The organism is Thalassospira sp. TSL5-1 (genome assembly GCF_001907695.1).
Classification (GTDB): domain Bacteria; phylum Pseudomonadota; class Alphaproteobacteria; order Rhodospirillales; family Thalassospiraceae; genus Thalassospira.
This window is the reverse complement of record NZ_KV880637.1, coordinates 1,729,837-1,752,891: the sequence shown is the minus strand read 5'-3', so window position 1 is coordinate 1,752,891 and position 23,055 is coordinate 1,729,837. Positions and strand designations below refer to the sequence as shown.

General features: G+C 51.2%; 27 protein-coding genes. 25 read left to right on the top strand and 2 right to left on the bottom strand.

Features of this window, described 5'->3' with window-relative positions:
• Window positions 1-96: 96 nt before the first annotated feature.
• The 10 genes from LF95_RS08310 to LF95_RS08265 all read left to right on the top strand — a co-directional run bounded on the left by LF95_RS08310 (window position 97) and on the right by LF95_RS08265 (window position 9,758).
• Window positions 97-1,236: an acyl-CoA dehydrogenase family protein gene (locus LF95_RS08310; protein WP_073954491.1), complete on the top strand. Its 1,140-nt coding sequence runs from the start codon at window positions 97-99 to the stop codon at window positions 1,234-1,236.
• Window positions 1,237-1,272: 36 nt separating this feature from the next.
• Window positions 1,273-2,352 carry an enoyl-CoA hydratase/isomerase family protein gene (locus LF95_RS08305; protein WP_073954490.1) on the top strand — a complete coding sequence of 360 codons (1,080 nt, stop codon included), beginning with the start codon at window positions 1,273-1,275 and terminating at the stop codon, window positions 2,350-2,352.
• 94 nt (window positions 2,353-2,446) lie between these two features.
• Window positions 2,447-3,334, top strand: a complete 888-nt coding sequence (mmsB, locus tag LF95_RS08300) for a 3-hydroxyisobutyrate dehydrogenase (RefSeq protein ID WP_073954489.1) — start codon at window positions 2,447-2,449, stop codon at window positions 3,332-3,334.
• Between the two features lie 180 nt (window positions 3,335-3,514).
• Complete coding sequence (locus tag LF95_RS08295; protein WP_073954488.1) at window positions 3,515-3,706, top strand: DUF6898 family protein; 192 nt, start codon at window positions 3,515-3,517, stop codon at window positions 3,704-3,706.
• Between the two features lie 356 nt (window positions 3,707-4,062).
• Window positions 4,063-4,986, top strand: a complete 924-nt coding sequence (locus LF95_RS08290) for an ABC transporter permease subunit (RefSeq protein ID WP_073954487.1) — start codon at window positions 4,063-4,065, stop codon at window positions 4,984-4,986.
• Entirely contained in the window at window positions 4,986-6,509 is a 1,524-nt protein-coding gene (gene livM, locus LF95_RS08285) for a high-affinity branched-chain amino acid ABC transporter permease LivM (RefSeq protein ID WP_252509695.1), read from the top strand. Before LF95_RS08290 ends, livM begins: the two co-directional genes overlap by 1 nt.
• Complete coding sequence (locus LF95_RS08280; RefSeq protein WP_073954486.1) at window positions 6,506-7,360, top strand: ABC transporter ATP-binding protein; 855 nt, start codon at window positions 6,506-6,508, stop codon at window positions 7,358-7,360. Before livM ends, LF95_RS08280 begins: the two co-directional genes overlap by 4 nt.
• Window positions 7,361-7,379: 19 nt before the next feature.
• Window positions 7,380-8,090, top strand: a complete 711-nt coding sequence (locus LF95_RS08275) for an ABC transporter ATP-binding protein (protein ID WP_073954939.1) — start codon at window positions 7,380-7,382, stop codon at window positions 8,088-8,090.
• An 11-nt stretch (window positions 8,091-8,101) separates the two neighbouring features.
• Window positions 8,102-8,452, top strand: a complete 351-nt coding sequence (locus tag LF95_RS08270; RefSeq protein ID WP_073954485.1) for a DUF6867 family protein — start codon at window positions 8,102-8,104, stop codon at window positions 8,450-8,452.
• Between the two features lie 199 nt (window positions 8,453-8,651).
• Complete coding sequence (locus LF95_RS08265; RefSeq protein WP_073954484.1) at window positions 8,652-9,758, top strand: branched-chain amino acid ABC transporter substrate-binding protein; 1,107 nt, start codon at window positions 8,652-8,654, stop codon at window positions 9,756-9,758.
• 222 nt (window positions 9,759-9,980) lie between these two features.
• Here LF95_RS08265 and LF95_RS08260 read toward each other — a convergent pair whose 3' ends face one another.
• On the bottom strand, window positions 9,981-10,400 hold the full coding sequence (locus LF95_RS08260; protein ID WP_073954483.1) for a Ros/MucR family transcriptional regulator: 420 nt from the start codon (window positions 10,398-10,400) through the stop codon (window positions 9,981-9,983).
• Between the two features lie 452 nt (window positions 10,401-10,852).
• Between LF95_RS08260 and rpiB the strand changes: the two genes are divergently transcribed.
• From rpiB to thiL, 9 genes are all read left to right on the top strand, one after another.
• Window positions 10,853-11,296, top strand: coding sequence for a ribose 5-phosphate isomerase B (gene rpiB / locus LF95_RS08250; protein WP_073954481.1), 444 nt, complete (start codon window positions 10,853-10,855; stop codon window positions 11,294-11,296).
• A 78-nt stretch (window positions 11,297-11,374) separates the two neighbouring features.
• Complete coding sequence (gene glyA / locus LF95_RS08245) at window positions 11,375-12,649, top strand: serine hydroxymethyltransferase (protein WP_073954480.1); 1,275 nt, start codon at window positions 11,375-11,377, stop codon at window positions 12,647-12,649.
• Between the two features lie 28 nt (window positions 12,650-12,677).
• Window positions 12,678-13,148: a transcriptional regulator NrdR gene (nrdR, locus tag LF95_RS08240; protein WP_073954479.1), complete on the top strand. Its 471-nt coding sequence runs from the start codon at window positions 12,678-12,680 to the stop codon at window positions 13,146-13,148.
• 2 nt (window positions 13,149-13,150) lie between these two features.
• Complete coding sequence (gene ribD, locus LF95_RS08235; protein WP_073954478.1) at window positions 13,151-14,272, top strand: bifunctional diaminohydroxyphosphoribosylaminopyrimidine deaminase/5-amino-6-(5-phosphoribosylamino)uracil reductase RibD; 1,122 nt, start codon at window positions 13,151-13,153, stop codon at window positions 14,270-14,272.
• A 5-nt stretch (window positions 14,273-14,277) separates the two neighbouring features.
• Window positions 14,278-14,865, top strand: a complete 588-nt coding sequence (locus tag LF95_RS08230; protein ID WP_073954477.1) for a riboflavin synthase — start codon at window positions 14,278-14,280, stop codon at window positions 14,863-14,865.
• Window positions 14,866-14,870: 5 nt separating this feature from the next.
• Complete coding sequence (gene ribB / locus LF95_RS08225) at window positions 14,871-16,031, top strand: 3,4-dihydroxy-2-butanone-4-phosphate synthase (RefSeq protein ID WP_073954476.1); 1,161 nt, start codon at window positions 14,871-14,873, stop codon at window positions 16,029-16,031.
• Complete coding sequence (locus tag LF95_RS08220) at window positions 16,028-16,498, top strand: 6,7-dimethyl-8-ribityllumazine synthase (RefSeq protein WP_073954475.1); 471 nt, start codon at window positions 16,028-16,030, stop codon at window positions 16,496-16,498. Before ribB ends, LF95_RS08220 begins: the two co-directional genes overlap by 4 nt.
• The gene (nusB, locus tag LF95_RS08215; protein WP_073954474.1) at window positions 16,498-16,995 is read left to right on the top strand and encodes a transcription antitermination factor NusB; all 498 of its coding nucleotides are present in this window, start codon (window positions 16,498-16,500) and stop codon (window positions 16,993-16,995) included. The genes LF95_RS08220 and nusB overlap by 1 nt, the downstream gene beginning before the upstream one ends.
• Window positions 16,996-16,998: 3 nt before the next feature.
• Window positions 16,999-17,976 carry a thiamine-phosphate kinase gene (gene thiL / locus LF95_RS08210; protein WP_073954473.1) on the top strand — a complete coding sequence of 326 codons (978 nt, stop codon included), beginning with the start codon at window positions 16,999-17,001 and terminating at the stop codon, window positions 17,974-17,976.
• A gap of 38 nt (window positions 17,977-18,014) precedes the next feature.
• On the opposite strand, the gene LF95_RS08205 is transcribed toward thiL, so the two are convergent.
• Window positions 18,015-18,467: an outer membrane protein assembly factor BamE gene (locus LF95_RS08205; protein WP_073954472.1), complete on the bottom strand. Its 453-nt coding sequence runs from the start codon at window positions 18,465-18,467 to the stop codon at window positions 18,015-18,017.
• A 162-nt stretch (window positions 18,468-18,629) separates the two neighbouring features.
• Between LF95_RS08205 and LF95_RS08200 the strand changes: the two genes are divergently transcribed.
• The 6 genes from LF95_RS08200 to LF95_RS08175 all read left to right on the top strand — a co-directional run bounded on the left by LF95_RS08200 (window position 18,630) and on the right by LF95_RS08175 (window position 23,007).
• Window positions 18,630-19,175 carry a ubiquinol-cytochrome C chaperone family protein gene (locus tag LF95_RS08200; RefSeq protein WP_073954471.1) on the top strand — a complete coding sequence of 182 codons (546 nt, stop codon included), beginning with the start codon at window positions 18,630-18,632 and terminating at the stop codon, window positions 19,173-19,175.
• 27 nt (window positions 19,176-19,202) lie between these two features.
• Window positions 19,203-19,775: a YceD family protein gene (locus LF95_RS08195; RefSeq protein ID WP_073954470.1), complete on the top strand. Its 573-nt coding sequence runs from the start codon at window positions 19,203-19,205 to the stop codon at window positions 19,773-19,775.
• A gap of 148 nt (window positions 19,776-19,923) precedes the next feature.
• Window positions 19,924-20,997, top strand: a complete 1,074-nt coding sequence (gene plsX, locus LF95_RS08190) for a phosphate acyltransferase PlsX (RefSeq protein WP_073954469.1) — start codon at window positions 19,924-19,926, stop codon at window positions 20,995-20,997.
• 39 nt (window positions 20,998-21,036) lie between these two features.
• The gene (locus LF95_RS08185) at window positions 21,037-22,008 is read left to right on the top strand and encodes a beta-ketoacyl-ACP synthase III (protein ID WP_073954468.1); all 972 of its coding nucleotides are present in this window, start codon (window positions 21,037-21,039) and stop codon (window positions 22,006-22,008) included.
• A gap of 180 nt (window positions 22,009-22,188) precedes the next feature.
• Window positions 22,189-22,479, top strand: coding sequence for an integration host factor subunit alpha (locus tag LF95_RS08180; RefSeq protein WP_073954467.1), 291 nt, complete (start codon window positions 22,189-22,191; stop codon window positions 22,477-22,479).
• Window positions 22,480-22,500: 21 nt separating this feature from the next.
• The gene (locus LF95_RS08175) at window positions 22,501-23,007 is read left to right on the top strand and encodes a MerR family transcriptional regulator (RefSeq protein WP_083607568.1); all 507 of its coding nucleotides are present in this window, start codon (window positions 22,501-22,503) and stop codon (window positions 23,005-23,007) included.
• Window positions 23,008-23,055 lie beyond the last annotated feature (48 nt).

The following is a 23,055-nucleotide window of genomic DNA, read 5'->3' as shown; positions in this document are numbered from 1 at the left end:
TGTCGTATTTTGGTATAGTTATGCCGAATTAATTGACATCTGGCATTATTCACGTTTACGTAAAAGGAAACAACACGCCCGGACGAGGAAAATCCAATGGAATTCGCCCTTTCAGAAGACCAACAGGCATTTCAACAGGCTGCCCGCGATTTTGCGGCGGGCGAGATGGCCCCGCGTGCTGCACAATGGGATGCCGAACATATTTTTCCCGAAGAGACCCTGCGCGCAGCCGCCGAAATGGGCTTTGCCGCGATATATACCCGCGATGATGTGGGTGGTGCCGGGCTAGGGCGCCTTGATGCCGCAATCATATTCGAGGAACTGGCAACAGCATGCCCGTCTACGGCGGCGTATCTCTCAATCCATAATATGGCGTGCTGGATGATAGACAGATTCGGTAATGAACAGCAGCGCCAGGCCTTCCTGCCCAAGCTAACCAGTATGGCACATTTTGCCAGTTATTGTTTGACGGAACCAGGTGCTGGTTCGGATGCGGGTTCACTTCGGACGCGGGCAGTGCGGGATGGAGATCAGTATGTTTTGAATGGGGAAAAGGCCTTTATCTCTGGCGGGTCGCGCAGTGACATTTATATTGTTATGGCGCGTACGGGAGATGACAGCCCCTCCGGGATTTCAGCATTCATTGTTCCCAAGGATGCGCCAGGGCTGTCATTTGGCAAATTGGAAGAAAAGATGGGTTGGCATAGTCAACCAACCTCGGCGGTTATTTTCAGTGACTGCAAAATACCGGCGGAAAACCTTTTGGGCGCCGAGGGCGATGGGTTCAAATTCGCCATGAAGGGCCTTGATGGAGGAAGATTGAATATAGCCGCCTGTTCGATTGGTGGGGCCCGTGCCGCAATGGAACATGCGCGCGAACACATGCGGGTTCGCAAGCAATTTGGCAAACCGCTGGAAACGTTCCAGGCCCTGCAATTCAAATATGCCGATATGGTAACAGAACTGGAGGCCGCTCGTTTGTTGCTACACAAGGCTGCCTGCAAGCTTGACGCGCAGGCCCATGATGCCACACAGTTCTGCGCGATGGCCAAGCGCTATGCGACTGACAGTGCATTTGCAGTTTGTAATGATGCCCTGCAGCTGCATGGTGGCTATGGTTATATTCGCGAATATCCCGTCGAAAGGCTGCTGCGTGATCTGCGTGTGCACCAAATCCTTGAAGGCACAAATGAAATAATGCGGGTTATCATCGCGCGTGCGGCTTTGCGTGATTGATCAATGCCTGCCCTTAAACGACCAGGAGCCCGAGATATGAACGATGTTGGTGTCGAATTTGTCATCAATGGCGCGGTGGGTGAAATTCACTTGAATCGGCCCAAAGCCCTGAATGCGCTGACCCTGCCGATGGTGGATGCCATTCACCATCAAATGCGCCTATGGGAACACGACGATGCCATTGCGGTGCTGACCATAGAAGGGACAGGGGAAAAGGCATTTTGTGCGGGCGGGGATATTCGCGGGCTTTATGATGCCCGTATGCAGAACAAGCCGGAATTGCTGGATGCCTTTTACCGCCGCGAATACCAGCTAAATCACTATATGTCGGTGTATCCCAAGCCCTGTATTGCCTTGCTGGATGGCATCACAATGGGTGGTGGTGTTGGGGTATCGGTTCATGGTCGCTATCGGGTTGTGACAGAAAAAACCATGTTTGCCATGCCAGAAACCGGAATTGGTTTTTTCCCCGATGTGGGCGGGGGATATTTCCTGCCGCGCTGCCCGGGTGAAACCGGCATATATCTTGGCCTGACTGGTGCGCGTTTGGCAGCGGCGGATTGCCTTTATACGGGCATAGCAACGCATGGGGCGCTAAGTGCGGATATTCCGGAAATCAAGAATGCGCTGGCAACGGCTGATTTTCATGCCGATGGCACTGGTTATGAAATTGTGTGTCAGCGGGTAGACAAGATACTGGCAAACTATTCCCATGAGCATGGCAAGGCTGATCTGGAAAATGTTCGGGCGGAGATTGATGCTGTCTTTTCTGCTGAAACCCTGATCGATGTTTTTCGTAACCTTGAAGGAAATGGATCAGAATTTTCAGTTAAAGTGCTGAAAATGCTAATATCTAAGTCACCTATGGCCTTGGCGGTTACTTTTAAACAGATACGTGAAGGGGCAAAGCTTGATCTGGCGGAAGACCTGAAAATGGAATTTCGCTTAAGCCAGCGTATGGTTGAAAAACCTGATCTGTTTGAAGGAGTCCGTGCTGTTATCGTTGACAAGGATCATGCCCCGCGTTGGGCGCAGGGAGATGTCGGCCAGGTTGATCCGCGTGATGTGGATGCGTTTTTCGCACCTTTGCCCGTGACAAAAGAACTGGCGATATAAGCCTTTATAAGACGGTTTATGCCGCGTGTATTTACGCTGGCACATGATGAACAAATAAACCGGTATCAACCGGACCATCAGAGGAGACGTAAAAATGGCAAAGATTGGTTTTGTCGGTTTGGGCAATATGGGCGGTCCGATGGCTGCCAACCTTGTTCGTGCCGGCCATGAAGTTAAGGTTTTTGATCTCTCGACCGAGGCGGTGAAGGCGGCGGTGGATATTGGTGCAACTGCAAGCGCATCACTGGCAGATGTTGCGGGAAACGTTGATGCCATCGTCACAGTCCTTCCGGCAGGCAAGCATGTGCTGGGTGTTTATGACGGTGCGGAAGGGCTGCTTGCCAATGCAGCACCCGGTACGCTGATGATTGACAGCTCCACCATCGAGGTGGATGCCGCGCGTAAGGCCGCAGAACTTGCCAAACAAAAAGGGATGCGTGCTGTTGATGCTCCCATATCTGGCGGTGTTGGGGGGGCAACTGCCGGTACCCTTACCTTTATGGTGGGCGGCGAGGCAGAGGCATTTGCCACGGCAGAGCCCATCTTGCAGGCGATGGGCAGTAATATCATTCATGCGGGTGACAGCGGGGCTGGGCAGGCGGCCAAAATTTGCAACAATATGATCCTCGGTGTCAGCATGATTGCTGTGTCCGAGGCATTTATGCTGGCAAAACGGCTTGGTGTTGATGCGCAGAAATTGTTTGATATTTCTTCCAAGGCGTCAGGTCAGTGCTGGTCGCTGACCAGTTATTGCCCGGTTCCAGGGCCCGTGCCGACGTCACCGGCCAATCGGGATTATCAGGCAGGCTTTGCCGTTGATATGATGCTTAAGGACCTTAAACTGGCACAGCAGGCATCGGCATCGGCAAATGCGACGACCCCGATGGGGGCACTCGCCGAAAGCCTGTATGCAATGTACAGTGCTGGCGGAAACGGTGGCCGGGATTTTTCGGCAATTGTCAAAATGCTGGATGGCGAATAACGCAACTTATTAAGGCAGTTTTGGCCTTTGACAGCATAATCGACTATTATGCCATGCGAAGGATTTCGGTCCTTCGCATTTTCTATGTCCAGATTCGGCAGGTTTGGTAGTATTCTTGCTGTTATACCAACTTTTACGGATTCCTGATGACGGGAATAAACAAGGGTTCCACATTCAGTCATGGCACCAGCTTCATCAAAAAATCGCGAAATTTATATAGAATTCAAGCAGGTAGGGCAATATCTTCGCTGCACGGCGATTGATTCCGTAACAGGAAAAGAGGTTACGGTTGCAGGCCCGGTATCGCGCAATCCTGAACAACTGAAGCGCGTTGCAGTACAAAAACTTGAATACATTTTGAATAAGGAATAAAATATACAATATTGGAAGCGTTGGTTATTTCTCCTTTATGGTAAAAAATTCTATCCGGGAGAGGGAAAACCAGAGATTCAACCAATTTTCCAAACACGCTTGCAGCCATTGACCACATGTGTCTAAGGTTTCAATCGTAAATCGCGTTTTCGGACATAGAACCACAAAAGAATGGTCGCGTCCGGAAACTTAAAAGCGGGGATACCCCGATAACAAAAAGACGGAGGCTTCGGAGGTTTGCGAGGGGGCAATGGGGAGATGGGTTCTTACCCAAAAACATTTGTATATCCTTGTTCTTTGCCTTCGGCCTTGCTGTCGAGGACGGCGTTTGTCTGTGCCAAATCTAAGGTTGAGCAATGGATTGGGCTTATTTTTTACAACAATTGATCAATGGTCTGACGCTTGGCGCCATTTATGGCCTCATCGCGATCGGTTACACGATGGTCTATGGCATCATCGGTATGATCAACTTTGCGCACGGCGAAATCTACATGCTGGGCGCTTTTCATTCCCTGATTACGTTCCTGATCTGTCAGGCGGCAGGAATTAGCGGCATTCTGCCGTTAACACTTCTTTTGATGCTGGTCGTATCAATGGTAATGACCTCGGTTTATGGCTGGGGCGTTGAACGCATTGCATATCGGCCATTGCGTGGATCATTCCGATTGGCAGCCCTTATTTCTGCCATTGGGATGTCGATCTTCCTTCAGAACTTTGTCCAGATTGCGCAGGGTGCGCGTGTCAAGGCAATGCAGCCCTTTATCAAGGGCGGGATCACACTGATGGAAAGCCCGAACTTTAATGTTCAGCTGAGTTACATGCAGATCATTATCATCGTGCTGACCTTTGTTCTGATGGTTGTCTTTTCGACCCTGATTGCCAAAACATCGCTTGGACGTGCGCAGCGTGCCTGCGAACAGGATCGTACGATGGCTGGGCTGCTTGGCATCAATGTGGACCGTACCATTTCAACCACCTTTGTCATGGGCGCGGCCCTGGCGTCGGTCGCCGGGATGATGGTGACGTTGTATTATGGTGTGATCGATTTCTATATTGGCTTCCTTGCTGGTGTGAAAGCGTTCACTGCTGCCGTTCTTGGCGGTATCGGATCGCTTCCGGGCGCAATGCTCGGCGGGTTGCTAATTGGCCTGATCGAATCTTTCTGGTCGGGTTATCTCACCATTGAATACAAGGATGTCGCAACGTTTGGCATTCTGGTTCTGGTGTTGATCTTCCGTCCCTGGGGTCTTCTGGGCAAGCCGGAGGTGGAGAAAGTCTGATGTCGTCTTTGCTTACATCTTCGCGTATTACGCCAGCTGATATCGCCAAGGAACTCGCGTTCTTTGCTGTTATTGCTTTCATGATGTCGATCATGATCCTCGGGGTGGAAACGGTTGATCGTCCGACAGGGCTTGAACTGGCTCTTCGCTGGGATCTGGTTATTCTTGCCATCGCGTCAACGCTTGTCGGGCGTCTCGGGTTGATCGTCCGTCGGGAACGCATGTCCCGTCTTTTACAGTCGGCTTTGATTGTGATTTCGGCGGTGATGGTGTTTGAAATGTTCGTCCGGTTTCGCGACATGGATGATCGTTGGGCTGCACCCGTTACTTTTGATATGGCATTTCAAAGTGTAACCAGTGTAATTGTCTTTCTGTCGATGATTGCTGTGGTCTTTGCCATTGCTTATTTTTCGGCTTCGACCAAACGGGTCGTGACCGAGGAAGAAAAAGCCCAAAGCCTGTCTGCACGTTTGCAGGTGGCTTATCGGACAAATACCAAGAAGATCGGTTTTGTCGGTATTCTTTTCTTCTTCATCTTCCCGCTGCTTTTTGGGGAAAACCGTTCCGCCATTGACCTTGCAACCCTGGTGATGATTTACATCATGCTTGGGTGGGGCCTGAATATTGTGGTGGGGCTGGCGGGTCTTCTGGACCTTGGTTATGTGGCCTTCTACGCCGTTGGTGCCTATTCTTATGCCCTGTTGTCCCAACATTTTGGTCTGAGCTTCTGGCTGTGCCTGCCAATGGCGGGTCTTTTCTCGGCCAGCTTTGGCATTATCCTGGGTTTTCCGGTTCTGCGCTTGCGGGGGGACTATCTTGCCATCGTGACGCTGGGCTTTGGTGAAATTATCCGTGTTGTCCTGATCAACTGGTATGATCTTACCGGTGGTCCGGATGGCATTGCCTCGATCGAACGCCCCTCCTTCTTTGGTCTGGCAGAATTCTCGCGCCGGGTGCCTGAAGGTGTGACGGCTTTTTCCGACTTGTTCGGCATAGACTATTCGTCGATGCACCGTCTGATCTTCCTGTATTACCTAATCCTGATTTTGGCTTTGGTGACGAACTTTGTCACTATGCGTCTACGCAAATTGCCAATCGGCCGGGCCTGGGAAGCATTACGCGAGGATGAAATCGCCTGTCGTTCGCTCGGCATTAATCCGACCAACACCAAGCTTTCGGCTTTTGCTATTGGTGCCATGTTTGGCGGCTTTGCCGGAGCATTTTTTGCAACCCGTCAAGGCTTTATCAGCCCGGAAAGCTTTACCTTCCTTGAATCTGCCGTGATCCTGGCCATCGTTGTGATGGGTGGTATGGGCAGCCAGATCGGGGTGGTACTTGCCGCCATCGTCATGATCGGTTTCCCAGAAATGTTCCGTGAATTGGCCGAATATCGCATGTTGATTTTCGGGGCAGGGATGGTTGCCATCATGTTGTGGCGTCCGCGCGGTCTTCTGTCTTTCCGTGACCCGACGATCCTGCTGAATATGAGCAAGAAAGAAAAAGTTGCCGGAGAAAAATCATGACCGACAACAAATTGCTTGAAGTCGAACATCTTACTATGCGTTTCGGCGGTTTGGTGGCGATTGATAATCTGTCCTTTACTGCCAGAAAGCGTGAAATTACCGCGATTATCGGTCCGAACGGTGCTGGTAAAACCACGGTTTTCAACTGTCTTACGGGCTTTTATGTACCGACCGAAGGCCGCCTGACATTGAATGCCAAGGACGGACCGCGCCTTTTGGAACGTGCCGAGGGCTTCAGAATTTCGCGTAACAATGGTGTTGCCCGTACGTTCCAGAATATTCGCCTGTTTACCGGGATGACTGTTTTGGAAAACCTTATTGTCGCCCAGCATAATCGCCTAATGGACGCATCCCTGTTTTCTCTGGCCGGGTTATTTAACCTGAAGCGGTATGCCAGTGCGGAAAAGGAGGCGTTGGAAAGGGCTAAGTTCTGGCTGAACAAAACAGGTTTGTATGAATTTGCAGACTGGAATGCCGGTAATCTTCCCTATGGTAATCAACGGCGTCTTGAAATTGCCCGTGCAATGTGTGTCGAGCCATCACTGCTTTGCCTTGACGAACCGGCAGCTGGCCTCAACCCGCGTGAATCTGCGGAATTGAACCTGCTATTGCAAAGCATCCGTGACGAGCAGGGGATTGGTTTGTTGCTGATTGAGCACGACATGAGCGTGGTCATGCAGATTTCAGATCATGTCATTGTGCTTGATTACGGCAAAAAAATTGCAGACGGAAACCCCGACGCCGTGAAGAACGACCCGGCGGTGATCCGTGCGTATCTTGGTGAAGAAGAAGATGACGAACTTCCCCCGGAAGTTGCCAGCGATCTTCACCTTGATCCGAAGGCGCAGTGAGGGAGACATCGATATGACCATGTTGAAAATTGAAGGTGTGCATACCTTCTACGGTAATATCGAAGCCCTCAGGGGCATTGATATGGAAGTCAATGAAGGCGAAATTGTTACGCTTATTGGTGCCAATGGCGCAGGTAAGACAACCCTTCTGATGACATGTTGCGGAAGCCCGCAGGCGACCAAGGGGCGTATTTTGTTTGAAGGCACCGACATCAGCCGGATGCCGACACACGAGATTTGCCAGCTTGGTATTCAGCAGTCGCCGGAAGGGCGCCGTATTTTTCCGCGTATGTCGGTTTATGAGAATCTGCAGATGGGCGCCTGCACCCAGGACCCAAAGCATTTCGATTCAGACCTGGAAATGGTGTTTGATCTATTCCCGCGCCTGAAGGAACGCATTAGCCAGCGTGCTGGTACAATGTCGGGTGGTGAACAGCAAATGCTGGCAATTGGCCGTGCCCTGATGGGGCGTCCACGACTGTTATTGCTTGATGAACCATCCCTTGGGTTGGCGCCTCTGGTGGTCAAGCAGATTTTCGACACCATTAAAAAGATCAACAAGGAAAACAAGGTGACTGTGTTCCTGGTTGAGCAAAACGCCTTCCATGCGTTGAAACTCGCTCATCGCGGCTACGTCATGGTTAATGGTAACATTACCATGTCGGGTGGCGGCGCTGAATTGCTGGCAAATCCTGAAGTGCGCGCTGCGTATCTTGAAGGTGGACACTAGGAGAAAGCGTTATGGAAGCAATTACAGGTACCAGCCTTGGTGTCACAATCGGGATTACGATTATCCTGATGGGGTTTTGCGCAGTGATGACCGGGCAGGCCGTGGCCAATACCTGGCGTCCGGTAGGCCATCTTGTGCCGTATTCAATCCTGCTGGGGTTCACATCCCGTTTCCTCGGATATGCCCTGTTTGGCGGTGAATTGCTGTCACTATCAGGGTTTATCTTTGACACGATCATCCTGTTTGCCATTGCGATGACTTCTTTTCGGATTGTGCGGGTAAACAAGATGCTGTCTCAGTATCCTTGGTTGTATGAGCGTGTTGGCCCATTTGCCTATCGCTCTCGTGAAGGGGTTGAATGAAATAACTTTTTACCAACATGTCTATACAACCATTTGTTGGTGAATATTGGATTTGTACTATTGCACACTCGAAACGGGGTGCTAGAGTACCAGGAGATGAAACCGGTAAATGGGCAAAATAACCAGGCCGGTTTCATATCCTAAAAGATGGTTCTGGCATGGTGTCGGAACCAACCTTTGGAACAGGGAGACTTCACTTATGTCGAAAACCAAGCTTGGCCTTCTGGCAACTGCATCTGCGCTTGTCCTGTCGATGGGGGCGGCAAAGGCTGACATCACCATTGCAACTGTCGGCCCGATGACTGGTCCGTATGCTGCATTTGGTGAACAGATGCGTCAGGGTGCAACCAAAGCTATTGAAGACATCAACGCAGCCGGTGGTGTTAATGGTGAAAAGCTGGTTCTGGAAGTTGGCGATGATGCCTGCGATCCTAAGCAGGCTGTTGCTGTTGCCAACCAGTTGGTGAGCAAGGATGTTGCTCTGGTTGCCGGTCACTTCTGTTCGGGTTCGTCTATCCCGGCATCTGAAGTGTACAATGAAGAAGGCATTATTCAGATTTCACCGGCATCGACCAATCCGCAACTGACCGAACGTGGCCTTGATAACGTATTTCGCGTTTGTGGCCGTGACGATCAGCAGGGCGAAGTTGCCGGCAAATATCTGGCGAAAAATTTCGCTGACAAGCGCATTGCCATCGTTCATGACAAACAGGCTTATTCCAAGGGGCTTGCGGACGAAACCAAGAAGTTCCTCAATGAGGCAGGCGTTGAGGAAGTGATGTATGAAGCCATCACTCCGGGTGAAAAAGACTATTCGGCCTTGGTGACAAAGCTGAAGTCTGAAAATGTCGATGTGCTTTATTACGGTGGCTATCATACCGAACTTGGTTTGATCGTGCGTCAGATGCGTGCCCAGGGCATGGATACGCTGGCAATGTCAGGGGATGCCATCAATACCCTTGAATATTGGTCCATCACGGGTGATTCCGGTGCGGGCACCATGTTCACGGCGGGGCCGGCGCTTGAAAAAGATCCGCGCAACGCGGACCTCGTCAAATACTTTGAAACCAAAGGCTACAAGCCGGAAGGTTACACCCTCTATACCTATGGTGCGATCCAGGCTTGGGCCCAGGCTGCGAGCAAAGCCGGTACCACCGACTTTGAACCGGTTGTAAAAGAACTCAAGAGCGGTGACAAATTTGATACCGTCCTAGGTTCGATCTCCTTTGACTCCAAGGGGGACGTTGCAGCACCAGGTTATGTTTTCTATAAATGGGAAAATGGCAGCTACGACTATGCCGATTAAGTTTGGCTAATCGAGCTTGACGATTTCGGAGCCCGGCGTGTTATGCGCCGGGCTTTTTTTATCGACAGGAGACCTTGGATTTAATCTAATTTTTCACATCAATAAAAAATGATCACCGTTCAACTGGCGTCATGTCAATTCTAAGTAATACTTAAATGCCATAAATAAAGGCGCCCTTAAGATCAGGGCGCCGTTTAACAGGTCAGTTGGAAAATCGGTCCGTTAGTCCGCCTTGCGGCCCAGGCCAATTTTTTTGGCGAATTGCGAACGCTGCTTGGCGTAGTTAGGCGCAACCATCGGATAATCGGCGGGTAAACCCCATTTCGCACGGTATTCTTCCGGCGTCATATCATAAGTTGTACGCAGATGACGCTTGAGCATTTTCAATTTTTTGCCGTCTTCGAGACAGATAATATAGTCATCGCCAATCGATTTTTTGACAGGAACTGCCGGTTTCAGCGGTTCTTCTTCTTCGATCTCTTCGACACCTCGTAAATCTTCAAGCGACCGGAATGTTGTTGTGATCAATTCCGGAAGCTGCGTTGCCGCAAGTGCATTGTTGCTGACATAAGCCGAAACGATATCGACTGTCATTTGCAGAAGTTCATCACGATCAAAGGTGTCAGTCGTCAGGTCATTCATTTTTTGTTGTGTCCTTAAACCGGTCCCCAATTGCGGCAAAGAATGCAGCATGAAGGGTATATAATCAGCATTTACGTTTGTTCAATAATGGCGGAAACATATGGCTCAAACGTCATTTTTATACTTAACAAATAACATTAATTCAAACAAACGTACAGCGGTATAGTTGACAGGTCAAAACTGACGTTTCGCTTCTTCATATAAATAGTAAGTTTCTACTCAATAGTTAAGATGCCGGGCATTTTTTTTGGTGTTTATTTGCCCATGATCGCATGGCTAACAGACTGTATTTGAATGATGTGGCACCATTGGTTGCGCAGACAAGTGCTTTTTGGTCGCACAATGTGCATAGCAGAACACACACATAACGGCGCGACTGTGCGTTGGCATGGGGAAGGCGATGTGCTAAAAGGCGCTCAAATTTCATTATCAGTTTGAAAAGGGTGCTGGGAATGTCGGCTAAAACCATTGCTATTGCTGCCGATCACGGCGGTGTCGACCTCAAAACCTTAATCGTCTCGCAACTTTCCGAGCAGGGATACGAGGTTCTTGACCTTGGGACCGATGGTTCGGCGTCGGTTGATTATCCCGATTATGCCTATGCTGTTTGCAAGGCCATTATCGATGGCAAAGCTGAAAGTGGTATTCTGGTTTGCGGATCTGGTATTGGCATGAGCATCGCGGCAAACCGTTATCCCGAAATTCGTGCAGCCCTGGTTCATGACCGGCTTTCTGCTGAATTGTGCCGTCAACACAACAACGCCAACGTTTTGTGTCTTGGGGCGCGCCTGTCGGGGGTTGCCGTTGCACAGGATTGTGTCAATGCGTTTGTCTCGACTCCCTTTGAAGGTGGTCGTCATCAACTTCGTGTCGACAAGCTGACCACCCCTAAATAATAAATAATCAAATTCGCCATATGGCACGCACCAGGGCTCTTGGGCTCTATATTTTCCGTTTTATTGAAAGGCTAGCCCATGTCTTTTAACGGCTTTTTCTCGACCAGCCTGTCGGATGCAGATCCGGCATTGTTCAAATCCATTTCCGATGAGCTTGATCGTCAGAAAAACCAGATCGAACTGATTGCATCTGAAAATATCGTTTCCAAGGCGGTGATGGAAGCACAGGGATCCGTCCTGACCAACAAATATGCCGAAGGGTATCCGTCGCGCCGCTATTACGGCGGTTGTGAATATGTCGACGTTGCCGAAGAATTGGCCATCAACCGGGCAAAAGAATTGTTCGGCTGTGAATTCGTCAACGTTCAGCCGCATTCGGGCGCACAGGCCAATGGTGCAGTTATGCTGGCCCTGTTGCAGCCGGGCGATACGGTTCTGGGTATGTCCCTTGATGCCGGTGGTCACCTGACCCACGGTGCGCGTCCGGCCCAGTCGGGCAAATGGTTTAACGCCATTCAATATGGTGTGCGTGAACAGGACTTCCTGATCGATTACGATGATGTTGAAGCTCTGGCTGTTGAACATAATCCGAAATTGATCATTGCTGGTGGTTCGGCCATTCCCCGCCAGATCGATTTCAAACGTTTCCGTGAAATCGCCGATAAGGTCGGGGCTTACCTGATGGTCGACATGGCGCATTTTGCCGGTCTGGTTGCCGGTGGCGTTCACCCGAGCCCGCTGCCTTATGCCGATATTGTTACCACCACCACCCATAAAACCCTGCGCGGCCCGCGCGGCGGCATGATCCTGTCAAACAACCTGGAAATCGGCAAAAAAATCAATTCGGCCGTATTCCCGGGTCTGCAGGGTGGTCCGCTGATGCACGTTATCGCGGCAAAGGCTGTTGCTTTTGGCGAGGCACTGCGTCCTGAATTTAAGATCTATGCCCAACAGGTTGTTGATAACGCCCGGGTGCTGGCGGACGTTATTCAGTCGCGCGGTTTCAACATTGTCACCAATGGCACCGATACCCATTTGATGCTGGTTGATTTGCGTCCGAAGGGGTTGAAGGGCAACGTTGCCGATATCGCCCTGGAACGGGCAGGGATCACCTGCAATAAAAACGGCATTCCGTTTGATACCGAAAAGCCGACTGTGACTTCGGGCATTCGTCTTGGTACCCCGGCCGGCACCACGCGTGGTTTCGGGACTGAAGAATTCAAACTGATCGGTAAGCTGATTGCCGATGTGCTTGATGCTCTGGTTGATCAGCCGGAAGGCGATGCCGAAGTTGAAGCTTCGGTACGTGCCCAGGTTCAGGAACTTTGCAACAAGTTCCCGATCTATAGCTGATTTCTCTGAAATATAGCGAGAACAGATCATGCGCTGTCCGTTTTGTAGTCACGACGATACCCAGGTGAAGGATTCCCGTCCGACCGAAGAAAATCACGCCATTCGTCGGCGTCGATTTTGTCCGGCGTGCGGGTCGCGATTCACCACTTTTGAACGTGTTCAATTGCGGGAATTGATGGTGGTGAAAAAAGACGGGCAGCGCGAACTTTTTGATCGCGACAAACTGGCACGGTCTATTTTCCTGGCCTGCCGGAAACGTCCGATCGAGGATGAACGCGTTGAAAAGGCCCTGAACGGTATTCAGCGCCGCCTTGAAAGCAGTGGCGAAAGCGACATTACAACCGATACCATCGGCGGTATTGTGATGGAGGCATTGCATGCCCTCGATCAGGTGGCTTATGTGAGGTACGCCTCTGTTTATAAGGATTTCTGCGAAGCGAAAGATTTTGAAGCCTTCGTGGAAAATATGCAGGATAACGAAGAGGCATCGGAACAGTAATCATGTCCGGGGCAATCTTTAGTGATGATGACCGTCATTTTATGCGGGTTGCCCTAAGCCTTTCCCGGCGCGGACTGGGAAATGTATGGCCTAATCCGGCCGTGGGTTGCGTTATCGTCTCGGGTGAGGGCGAAATTGTTGGTCGCGGATGGACCCGCCCAGGAGGCCGTCCGCATGCCGAACGGGTTGCGCTTGATCAGGCGGGTGCGCACGCACGCGGTGCAACGGCCTATGTAACACTGGAACCTTGTAGTCATTATGGCAAATCACCGCCCTGTGCCCTTGGCTTGATAGAGGCCGGGGTTTCCCGTGTGATCAGTGCTCTTGAGGACCCTGATCCCCGGGTTTGCGGGCGCGGCCATCAAATGCTGGCAGATGCCGGTATTGTGGTTCAAACCGGCCTTTTGGCATCGGAAGCGCACGCGCATAATGCCGGGTTTTTATTGCGTGTTGGCGCAGGCAGGCCGCTTGTTACGTTAAAGCTGGCTGGTAGCCTGGACGGGCGTTCCAGCCTGGCCAATGGGGCCAGCCAGTGGATCACGGGCAGTCACGCCCGGGAAAAGGGCCATTTTTATCGCGCCAACCACGATGCGATCCTTGTTGGTGCCAATACGGTTTTGGCCGATAATCCTGACTTGCGGTGCCGCATTGTCGGCCGAGAACACCACTCCCCAGTCCGAATTATTCTGGATCGAACGGTTCGTGTATCGCCCGATTGCAATTTGGCACGTTCTGCTGACGAAACACCAACCTGGTTGTTTGTCGCATCCGAACATAAATCACTCGCTGAAAAGAATTTTGCAAAAACAGCCGTAAAAGTGCTTTCCGCCCGATGCGCGGACGGACATTTTGACCTACATGATGTATTACATGTTCTTGCAGAACAGGGGCTTACGCGTATTCTTGTCGAAAGCGGCGGCGCACTCGCCGCAGCTCTTTTGCAGCAGGACCTGGTAGACCGGATTATACATTTTCAGGCACCGGGCATTATTGGTGCGGACGGGCGCGGGATTATTGCGGAACTGGGGTTGCAAAACCTCGCCCATATGCCGCGTTTCACCCGTCAGTCCGTTGACGCTGTTGGTCAGGATTTTTTGATAAGTTACGCTAAAATAACGGATTAATTTATATGTTTACTGGTATCATCACCGACATCGGAACCGTTCGCAAAGTTGAAAAGAAGGGCGACACCCGCTTTGAGTTCAATACCGCCTTTGATACGTCAAAAATTGACCTGGGCGCGTCAATTGCCTGCAGTGGCGCCTGCATGACGGTTGTTGAAAAGGGTGAAGGATGGTTCGCGATCGAGGCTTCTGCCGAAAGTCTGGCTATGACCACGATGGGCGATCTTGATGTCGGTAGCCGTGTGAACCTTGAACAGTCCCTCCGTATGGGCGACGAGCTTGGCGGGCATATTGTATCGGGGCATGTCGATGGTGTAGCAACCCTGACGGCATTGCATCCCGAAGGTGATTCCATGCGGATGACCTTTGAACTGCCCGCAGAATTTGGCCGTTATGTCGCCCCTAAGGGATCAATTACGCTTGATGGTGTTTCCCTGACGGTTAACGAGGTTGATGGTAACAGTTTTGGCATTAACGTTATTTCACATACCCAGACCCACACCACCTTGGGCGGTCGTAAAGTGGGCGATCGTTTCAATTTCGAAATCGACATGCTGGCCCGTTACGTTGCCCGAATGGTTGGAAAGGACTGATCGCCATGCCTCACCGTCATTTGTCGCCCATTGAAGATGTTATCGAGGAAGCCCGCAACGGGCGCATGTTCATTCTTGTAGATGATGAAGATCGCGAGAATGAAGGGGATCTGGTGATACCGGCCCAAATGGCGACACCTGAAGCCATCAATTTTATGGCGACCCACGGGCGCGGTTTGATTTGTCTGACGTTGGAATCCACCCGTTGCGACCATTTGGGCCTGTCCTTGATGACAGCAACCAACGGGACGCGGCATGAAACTGCCTTTACCGTGTCAATCGAGGCTAAAACCGGTGTAACCACCGGCATTTCCGCACCGGACCGTGCCCGGACGGTTGCAGTTGCCATCGATCCGACAAGCGACCGGCATGATATTGTCACGCCTGGGCATGTATTTCCTTTGCGTGCGCGTGATGGCGGCGTTCTGGTTCGTGCAGGCCATACCGAGGCATCGGTGGATATTGCCCGCCTGGCGGGGCTTAATCCGTCGGGTGTGATTTGCGAGATCATGAACGAAAACGGCGAAATGGCCCGTTTGCCCGAACTGGTGGAATTTGCGCAAAAGCACAATTTAAAAATCGCCCAGATTGCCGATTTGATTCGTTATCGCCGCAAGCATGAAAAAGTCGTGCAGCGTAAAGCGACGACCAAAATCGAAAGCATTCATGGCGGCGCGTTTGATCTTCATTTGTTTGTAAATACGCTAAACTATGCCGAACATATTGCCCTGACCAAAGGCGATATTTCGGATGGCGAACCGGTGTTGACGCGTGTTCATGCCTTAAATGTGCTTGAGGATGTGCTGGGCGACCGCCAGACCGGGCATGGGGGCGATTTGCATGCAGCGATGAATGCCATTGCCGAAGAAGGCAGGGGTGTTATTGTCCTTATTCGCGAGGCACGGGCCAACAGCCTTTCTAGTGCCGTTGCCGGCCTGATCGACCATCATGGTGGTGATGGATCGGGATTGCGCGCAGATATTGCGGGCACAGACTCGGTAGACTCCGATCTTAGAGACTATGGAGTTGGCGCCCAGATTTTGCATGATTTGGGGGTGCGAGACATGATTTTGCTCTCAAACACCAAACGTCACATCGTAGGGCTTGACGGATTTGGTCTAAATCTGGTTGATCAGCGTCCGCTTTGCGTCTCGGAGGAAAAATGAAAAGCACAAGCTCCCCGCACATCCTGATTGTTGATGCGCCATATTACACTCATATCGTCGAAGATCTGGTGAAAGGTGCTGCCAGCACGCTTGAAGCGGGCGGGGCAACCTGGGACCGTCTTTCCGTGAGTGGTGCCTTCGAGGTGCCTGTTGCGATCCGTTATGCTGTTCAGTCGATGAACGAACTGGCAACCGGCCCGCGTTATGACGGTTATTTGGCCCTGGGCTGCGTGATCCGGGGTGAAACCACTCATTACGATCATATCTGTAACGAAGCCAACCGGGCGCTGATGCAGCTTTGCCTGGATTATAACCTGGCCATCGGCAATGGTATTCTGACCGTTGAAAACGAAGCCCAGGCTTTGGCGCGTGCCAGTGCGGACGAAAAGAACAAGGGTGGCGAGGCTGCCAATGCCGTTCTGCGCATGATCGAAGTTCAAAACCATTTTGGAATACATCACAAGTAATGACCGAGAAATCCAAACCCACCATTGCCCAGCGTCGCAGTGCCGCACGTTTTGCCGCCATTCAGGCATTGTATCAGGCTGATCTGTCGCAGGCCGGCGCAGGGCGCGTTGTGCAGGAATATTCCGAGTTCCGCCTTGATGGACAGGGGCAGCGTGACAGTGACGAACCGAATGAAAACCTGATTGATCCGGATCGCGGTTTTTTTGCCGATCTGGTGCAGGGTGTTGAAAACCGGTTGGTGGATATTGATGCCCTGATTGACGGTGCCCTTGAAAAAGGCTGGACGACAAAACGGCTGGAATCTGTTTTGCGCAGTATCATGCGCGCTGGCACGTATGAATTGATGATGCGTGAAGATGTCCCGATGCGGGTTGTCATCACCGAATATGTTGATGTGGCGCATTCGTTCTTTGATGAAAACGAACCCCGTTTAGTTAATGCGGTACTGGACCGTATCGGAAAGTCATTGCGTCCGCTTGAAGCAAACAAGGAGTGAGCTGTGCAGCGATCAGGCGAATTTGAACTGATCGCGCGCTATTTCACGCCGATTGCCCGCCATTCGGCGGCATCATTGGGATTAACCGATGATGCCGCCATTTTTGCGCAAATGCCAGGGAACAGCAGTGTTGTAACGTGCGATGCGTTGGTGGCCGACGTACATTTTCGTGCCGTTGATGCTCCTGAAACCATTGCCCGCAAGGTATTGCGCGTCAATTTATCCGATATCGCGGCAATGGGGGCGCGGCCGACGGGCGTGGTATTGGCGTGCGGCTATAATCGGCACCTTCCCGAAGACTGGATTGTTTCTTTTGCCAAGTCATTTGGCGAGGACTGCGCCTTTTGGGGCGTCGAACTGTATGGTGGTGATACCGTATCCACGGTCGGGCCCAGTTTTTTCAGCTTAACGGCCATCGGCGAAGTGGTTGCCGAACGGGCATTGCGACGCGATGCAGCGCGGCCAGGTGACGTTATTGCCGTGACAGGCACCTTGGGTGACGCCGCACTTGGCCTGGCGATCCTGCAAAATCGGCTTGATCTGACGGATCAGCATTTAAGGGCATTTTTGACAGATCGCTACTGGCTGCCACAGCCCAGATTAACAATCGGTATGAAAGCCTCGGCACTGGGGGCACGTATTGCCGCAATGGATATTTCGGATGGACTGGCGGGCGATATTCGCAAAATTGCCCATGCTTCTAATGTCGGTGTGATTCTGGATCAGGCTGCCATTCCGTTATCTGTTGCGGGTAGGGCGGCTGTAGACCACGATGCCACCTGTTGGCAGCAAATTATGACCGGTGGTGATGATTACGAACTCTTGCTGTGCGGCCCGGCAGACGATATTGCCCGCTTGGGAAATGACGTTACTGTTATTGGCACGGTAACGGAGACTCCGGGCGAGATTTTAATGAAGTCTCTGGATGGTAAAATGGCCGAACTCGCCAAAGGCGGGTTCGACCATTTTTCAAAGCCTTAAAATATTTTCCTGATTTTATGGATTAGATCAGGGTGGTTTTATTTGGCCGTCTCACTAAAGCGGCCAAGGTTGCCAAACAACTGTTGCAGGATGGTCAGTTCGCGACCGGCCGTCGGTGTGACGCGATCACTGGGTTCAACCCGCTTGCCATCTTCAAGATGATATTCTTTCACCAGATCGACCCGGTTTGAGGCGTCAAAGCTGATAACAACAACTTCCTGCTTGGTGACTTCCGGCTTGAAAAAGGCCAGCGTTTCAACCTGACGGGAGATATAAAGCCACACATTCGGATCAAATGTCGCAACACTTGATGGCGTTCCAAGGAGATCGGTGACATCTCCTTTGGTAGATTGCCCCACCTTGATCTGAGCCAGATCTTCGGGTTCGGGCAAATTACCACGATTAGCTATTTGTGGGCTGCAGGCGGCAAGATAGGCGGCGGTTAAACCAGCGACGCACAGGAAGGTGAAGCGTTTTAGTCTTGAATCCATTGAACCCACCGGATTGATCCGTTTGTTGATATCTTAAATGAATTGCCTTGAGTTTCAGCGCAGAGCGCATGATAGTGCCGGGCAACAGGATGGGACGTTCGTCCCGAAAATTTCAAGGCATTCTGCTTGCTGTGGCTCGAATGTCAACGAAGGAGTGGCACGTTGTTCGGCTGGTTAACAAAAAAAGGCAAAAATCCTGATTCTGCCTATGCGTTATATACTGCTTTGGTAAACCAGGCGCGCCGACCTGAGTTTTATCTTCAGGGCGGTGTTACCGATACAAAAGAAGGCCGCTTTGATCTGATTCTGGTCCATGCCTTTATGCTGTTTCGCCGGCTGAAAGGCAGCTCTGCACAAAAAGAACTTGCCCAGCAGGTGTTTGATGTGATGTTTGCTGATCTTGATCAGAATATGCGGGAAATGGGGATTGGGGATGTTGGCATCCTCAAACGCATACGCAAAATGTCAGAATCCTATCATGGCCGTATTGTCGCCTATGAAGAGGGTGTTTTGGCCGGTGATGCCAGTCTGGCTGCGGCATTGGATCGCAACCTGTTTGCAGATACCCAGGTCACACCTGATCAGCTTGCAACGATGACGGCTTATGTTTTTGCCACGTTAGACCATCTCTCGCTTTTGGATGATGATGCGCTTTTGCGTGGTGAAGTCTCGTTTCCGGCGCCGCCATACGAAGCCGCCGGACAGTAAAAAACTGAAAACAAAAGAGCTTACGTAATGTCTGAAAATCTGACACCGGAATTTTCGCGCATTGTTAAAGTGCACGAACTGACCGCGAAAAAAACCACCCATGATATCGAAGCGACTGCAGCCGAACGTGCGGCTCTTGCGGACCGGTTCGATTTGGTGGGTATCGAGAAAATGGTCGCCAAGCTGACCCTGACCGTTGCCGGGAACGGCGAAGTCACGGTGCGTGGCCCGCTGCATGCTGAAATTACACAGCGTTGTGTCGTTTCCCTAGAGCCGGTTCCCGAAACCGTTGATGATGAAATCGAGGTTCTGTATTCGCCGCATGTCAGCGAGGACAACCTGCCATCGACCGCGGATGATCTTGAAGGCCTCAGTGAAGAAGAACTGATGGCGTTGCTGGATCAGCCCGAACCCTTGACCGATGGCGAGATTGACCTTGGTGAAGTGGCTTCCCAGTTCCTGGCAATTTCGATGGACCCGTATCCGCGCAAGGACGGTGTTGATATTGACGATTTCGCCGAGGAAGAGGAAGTTGAAGAACAGCCGAACCCGTTCGCCAAACTGGCGGGCTTAAAGGAAAAATTGGAAAACAAGAACTGAAGCTTCTGATGCTTTACCTTGTGCCGCAACGGAATTTCCGGTAATTACGGGCTTTCCGGGCGTATCTCGCTGAACCGCGGCGCAGACCGGTTTCGCGGCGGTTACGTTTTCCTGTATATAATGTTTAAAACAACGACAAGAGAATACATTGCCTGAACAGGTTCGCATTTCACTTGACGCGATGGGGGGAGACCACGCGCCCGACATGGTTGTCGCGGGGGCTGAAATCGCGCTTAAACGTTTGCCGCATTTGAAGTTTCTGATGTATGGCGACGAGGCGCGGATCAAACCGCTTCTGGATAATTGTCCGGAACTGGCAGCTGTGACCGAGGTTCGTCATGCAACGCAGGAAGTAACGATGGACGACAAGCCGTCCGTTGCCCTGCGCCAGCGTCGTGACTCCAGTATGCGTCTGGCAATCAACGCCGTAAAGGAAGGTGACGCCCAGGGCGTCGTTTCTGCCGGGAATACCGGTGCATTGATGGCAATGGCAAAGTTTGTTCTTAAAACACTGCCGGGAATTGATCGCCCGGCAATTGCCACTTATATGCCGACCCAGCGTGGTGAAACCATTATGCTGGATCTGGGCGCAAATATTGAATGCAACGAAGAAAACCTGGTGCAGTTTGCCCTGTTGGGCGAGGTTTTTGCCCGCGTTTTGTTTGGCATTGAAAAGCCTTCTGTTGGTTTGCTCAATGTTGGTATTGAGGAACTCAAGGGCAATGAGTCTGTCAAAAAGGCGGCATCGATCCTGCGGGAAATCAATTTGCCTATTCAATTTGCCGGGTTTGTCGAGGGGGATGATCTGGCAAAGGGAACCGTCGATGTCATTGTCACCGATGGTTTCACCGGCAATGTGGCCCTTAAGACGGCAGAAGGAACAGCACGTCTATTGGTGCATTTCCTGCGCGAAACATTTCGCAGTTCTTTTTGGGCTAAGATCGGCTATTTGCTTGCACGACGTTCGCTTCAGCGTTTTCGCGAACGTATGGACCCGCGTCGTTACAATGGAGCGATGCTTTTGGGGCTTAATGGTATTGCCGTCAAAAGCCACGGTGGCACGGATGCGCTTGGTTTTTCAAACGCCATTGGTGTGTGCCATGATTTGATTGCCAATCGGCTGAATGAAACGATCAAGGCGGAAATTGCCTCTTTCGAGGCTGAAATGTCCAAGGCGGAAGTTAAAGACCCTGACGTTGCGCCTGAAGATACCGCACAGTAATTCCTTGTTTAAACCTTCGCATATTGGCAGTTCATCATCATGACAATTCGTTCACGCATCATTGGTTGTGGTTCCTATCTTCCTTCTAATGTGCTGACCAACGAAGAACTTGCACATCGTGTTGATACAACAGATGAGTGGATAGTATCCCGAACCGGTATTCGTCAGCGCCATATTGCAGCCGAGGGCGAAACAACCAGTGATCTGGCCTATCATGCTGCTGTTCAGGCGATGGAACATGCCGGGGTATCGGCCTCTGACATCAATATGATCATTGTTGCGACGGCTACGCCGGATAACACGTTCCCGGCGACGGCAACAAAAATTCAGCATCGCCTTGGTGTGGTTGGTTTTGCCTTTGATGTGCAGGCGGTTTGTTCAGGTTTTATTTATGCGCTGACAACCGCGGATATGTATATTCGCAATGGTCAGGCCAAAACCGTACTTGTGATTGGTGCCGAAACTTTTTCGCGCATTCTGGACTGGGAAGACCGTCGTACCTGTGTGTTGTTTGGTGACGGGGCAGGGGCGGTTATTGTGCAGGGCTATGAAGGGACCGGCACAATTGAGGATCAGGGGATTCTGGCATCCCGGCTTCATTCTGACGGCAGCAAATATGAACTGCTTTATGTCGATGGCGGGCCGTCTTCAACCCAGACCGTTGGTCATCTTCAAATGGAAGGCCGCGAGGTTTTTCGTCATGCTGTTACCAATCTGGCATCGGTTATTCGTGAAGTCCTTGCAGATACAGGGATCGAAGCAGAGCAAATCGACTGGCTGGTACCGCATCAGGCCAACCAGCGCATTTTGGATGGTACGGCGCGCAAATTTGGCATTTCGCCGGATCGTGTGGTCGTGACGGTTGATCGTCATGCCAATACATCAGCCGCGTCCATTCCGCTGGCACTGAGTGAAGCCGTGCATGATGGGCGTATCAAACGCGGCGATATTGTTGTTCTTGAGGCAATGGGCGGCGGATTTACCTGGGGTGCTTCACTGGTACGTTGGTAAAATTTTTATCTGTTTTAAAGGTCAAAATAAGCTAAAATCAGGAAAAATGATTAAAAATCAGTGATTTGGCGTAAAAAGTGCAATTTTCCGCCACAATCACGTGTATCCTATTGATATTGACTGATTTAGCCACCAACTATACCTTTGTGTTCATTGCCCTGTTATGAGGAGGCGGTCTGCATGTCGGAAACAACGGTTACCCGCGCCGATCTAGCCGAAGCGGTCTATCAGGAAGTCGGCCTGTCGCGAAATGAATCTGCCCAATTACTGGAAACAGTGTTGGACGAAATCTCCAGTGCGCTGATCCGGGACGAGGTTGTCAAAATTTCTTCTTTTGGCAGTTTTTCCGTACGCAGCAAAGGCGAGCGTATCGGCCGGAACCCGAAAACGGGTGAAGAAGTGCCGATTCTACCCCGCAAAGTGCTCGTTTTCAGACCGTCCCAGGTTCTCAAATCGCGCATTAACGCATAAAATTACGAATAAACGCGATCAATGAAAAATGAATTGGGGGAGACGGCGAAAAATCGCCGTACCATGAAATCTGACTCTGCTTTCAGAACAATCAGCGAGGCGGCAACCGAATTGGGTCTGCAGCAGCACGTCTTGCGTTTCTGGGAGCAGAAATTTCCGCAAATCAAACCGATGAAGCGGGCGGGTGGTCGTCGCTATTATCGGCCGGATGATATTGAGTTTCTCAAAGGTATTCGTGCGCTTTTGCATGATCAGGGTTACACCATCAAGGGTGTACAAAAACTGATCGCGCAAAATGGCGGGACGTTGCCTGGTGGCGCTATCCAGCCTGCCTCAAAAGATGCTTCCGTGGCGGACAGCGAAACTGTGTCTTATGCCGAATCAGTTTCAGACGATGCCATTGATGTTGTTTCAGATTCGTCGAAAAAAGCGATTGATCGGCAGTCGCTGATGAACGTTTTAGGCGAACTTGAAGGATTGCAATCGCTTTTGAGGGCTACTCTTCAGGAAGTGAAAAAAAATCCGTAAAAACCATTTGCGTCTTGGGCGCGGCGGGGCTATGTATCTGTCCGCGCC

Coding starts and splice junctions, on each gene's coding strand:
- mmsB (WP_073954489.1), top strand. CDS start 2,447: ATGGCAAAGATTGGTTTTGTCGGTTTGGGCAATATGGGCGGTCCGATG.
- LF95_RS08175 (WP_083607568.1), top strand. CDS start 22,501: ATGAAAAATGAATTGGGGGAGACGGCGAAAAATCGCCGTACCATGAAA.
- livM (WP_252509695.1), top strand. CDS start 4,986: ATGTCGTCTTTGCTTACATCTTCGCGTATTACGCCAGCTGATATCGCC.
- LF95_RS08275 (WP_073954939.1), top strand. CDS start 7,380: ATGTTGAAAATTGAAGGTGTGCATACCTTCTACGGTAATATCGAAGCC.
- LF95_RS08265 (WP_073954484.1), top strand. CDS start 8,652: ATGTCGAAAACCAAGCTTGGCCTTCTGGCAACTGCATCTGCGCTTGTC.
- LF95_RS08295 (WP_073954488.1), top strand. CDS start 3,515: ATGGCACCAGCTTCATCAAAAAATCGCGAAATTTATATAGAATTCAAG.
- LF95_RS08280 (WP_073954486.1), top strand. CDS start 6,506: ATGACCGACAACAAATTGCTTGAAGTCGAACATCTTACTATGCGTTTC.
- LF95_RS08195 (WP_073954470.1), top strand. CDS start 19,203: ATGTCTGAAAATCTGACACCGGAATTTTCGCGCATTGTTAAAGTGCAC.
- nusB (WP_073954474.1), top strand. CDS start 16,498: ATGACCGAGAAATCCAAACCCACCATTGCCCAGCGTCGCAGTGCCGCA.
- glyA (WP_073954480.1), top strand. CDS start 11,375: ATGTCTTTTAACGGCTTTTTCTCGACCAGCCTGTCGGATGCAGATCCG.
- LF95_RS08290 (WP_073954487.1), top strand. CDS start 4,063: ATGGATTGGGCTTATTTTTTACAACAATTGATCAATGGTCTGACGCTT.
- LF95_RS08310 (WP_073954491.1), top strand. CDS start 97: ATGGAATTCGCCCTTTCAGAAGACCAACAGGCATTTCAACAGGCTGCC.
- LF95_RS08260 (WP_073954483.1), bottom strand. CDS start 10,400: ATGAATGACCTGACGACTGACACCTTTGATCGTGATGAACTTCTGCAA.
- ribD (WP_073954478.1), top strand. CDS start 13,151: ATGTCCGGGGCAATCTTTAGTGATGATGACCGTCATTTTATGCGGGTT.
- rpiB (WP_073954481.1), top strand. CDS start 10,853: ATGTCGGCTAAAACCATTGCTATTGCTGCCGATCACGGCGGTGTCGAC.
- LF95_RS08270 (WP_073954485.1), top strand. CDS start 8,102: ATGGAAGCAATTACAGGTACCAGCCTTGGTGTCACAATCGGGATTACG.
- ribB (WP_073954476.1), top strand. CDS start 14,871: ATGCCTCACCGTCATTTGTCGCCCATTGAAGATGTTATCGAGGAAGCC.
- LF95_RS08185 (WP_073954468.1), top strand. CDS start 21,037: ATGACAATTCGTTCACGCATCATTGGTTGTGGTTCCTATCTTCCTTCT.
- LF95_RS08305 (WP_073954490.1), top strand. CDS start 1,273: ATGAACGATGTTGGTGTCGAATTTGTCATCAATGGCGCGGTGGGTGAA.
- LF95_RS08205 (WP_073954472.1), bottom strand. CDS start 18,467: ATGGATTCAAGACTAAAACGCTTCACCTTCCTGTGCGTCGCTGGTTTA.
- nrdR (WP_073954479.1), top strand. CDS start 12,678: ATGCGCTGTCCGTTTTGTAGTCACGACGATACCCAGGTGAAGGATTCC.
- LF95_RS08230 (WP_073954477.1), top strand. CDS start 14,278: ATGTTTACTGGTATCATCACCGACATCGGAACCGTTCGCAAAGTTGAA.
- LF95_RS08180 (WP_073954467.1), top strand. CDS start 22,189: ATGTCGGAAACAACGGTTACCCGCGCCGATCTAGCCGAAGCGGTCTAT.
- LF95_RS08220 (WP_073954475.1), top strand. CDS start 16,028: ATGAAAAGCACAAGCTCCCCGCACATCCTGATTGTTGATGCGCCATAT.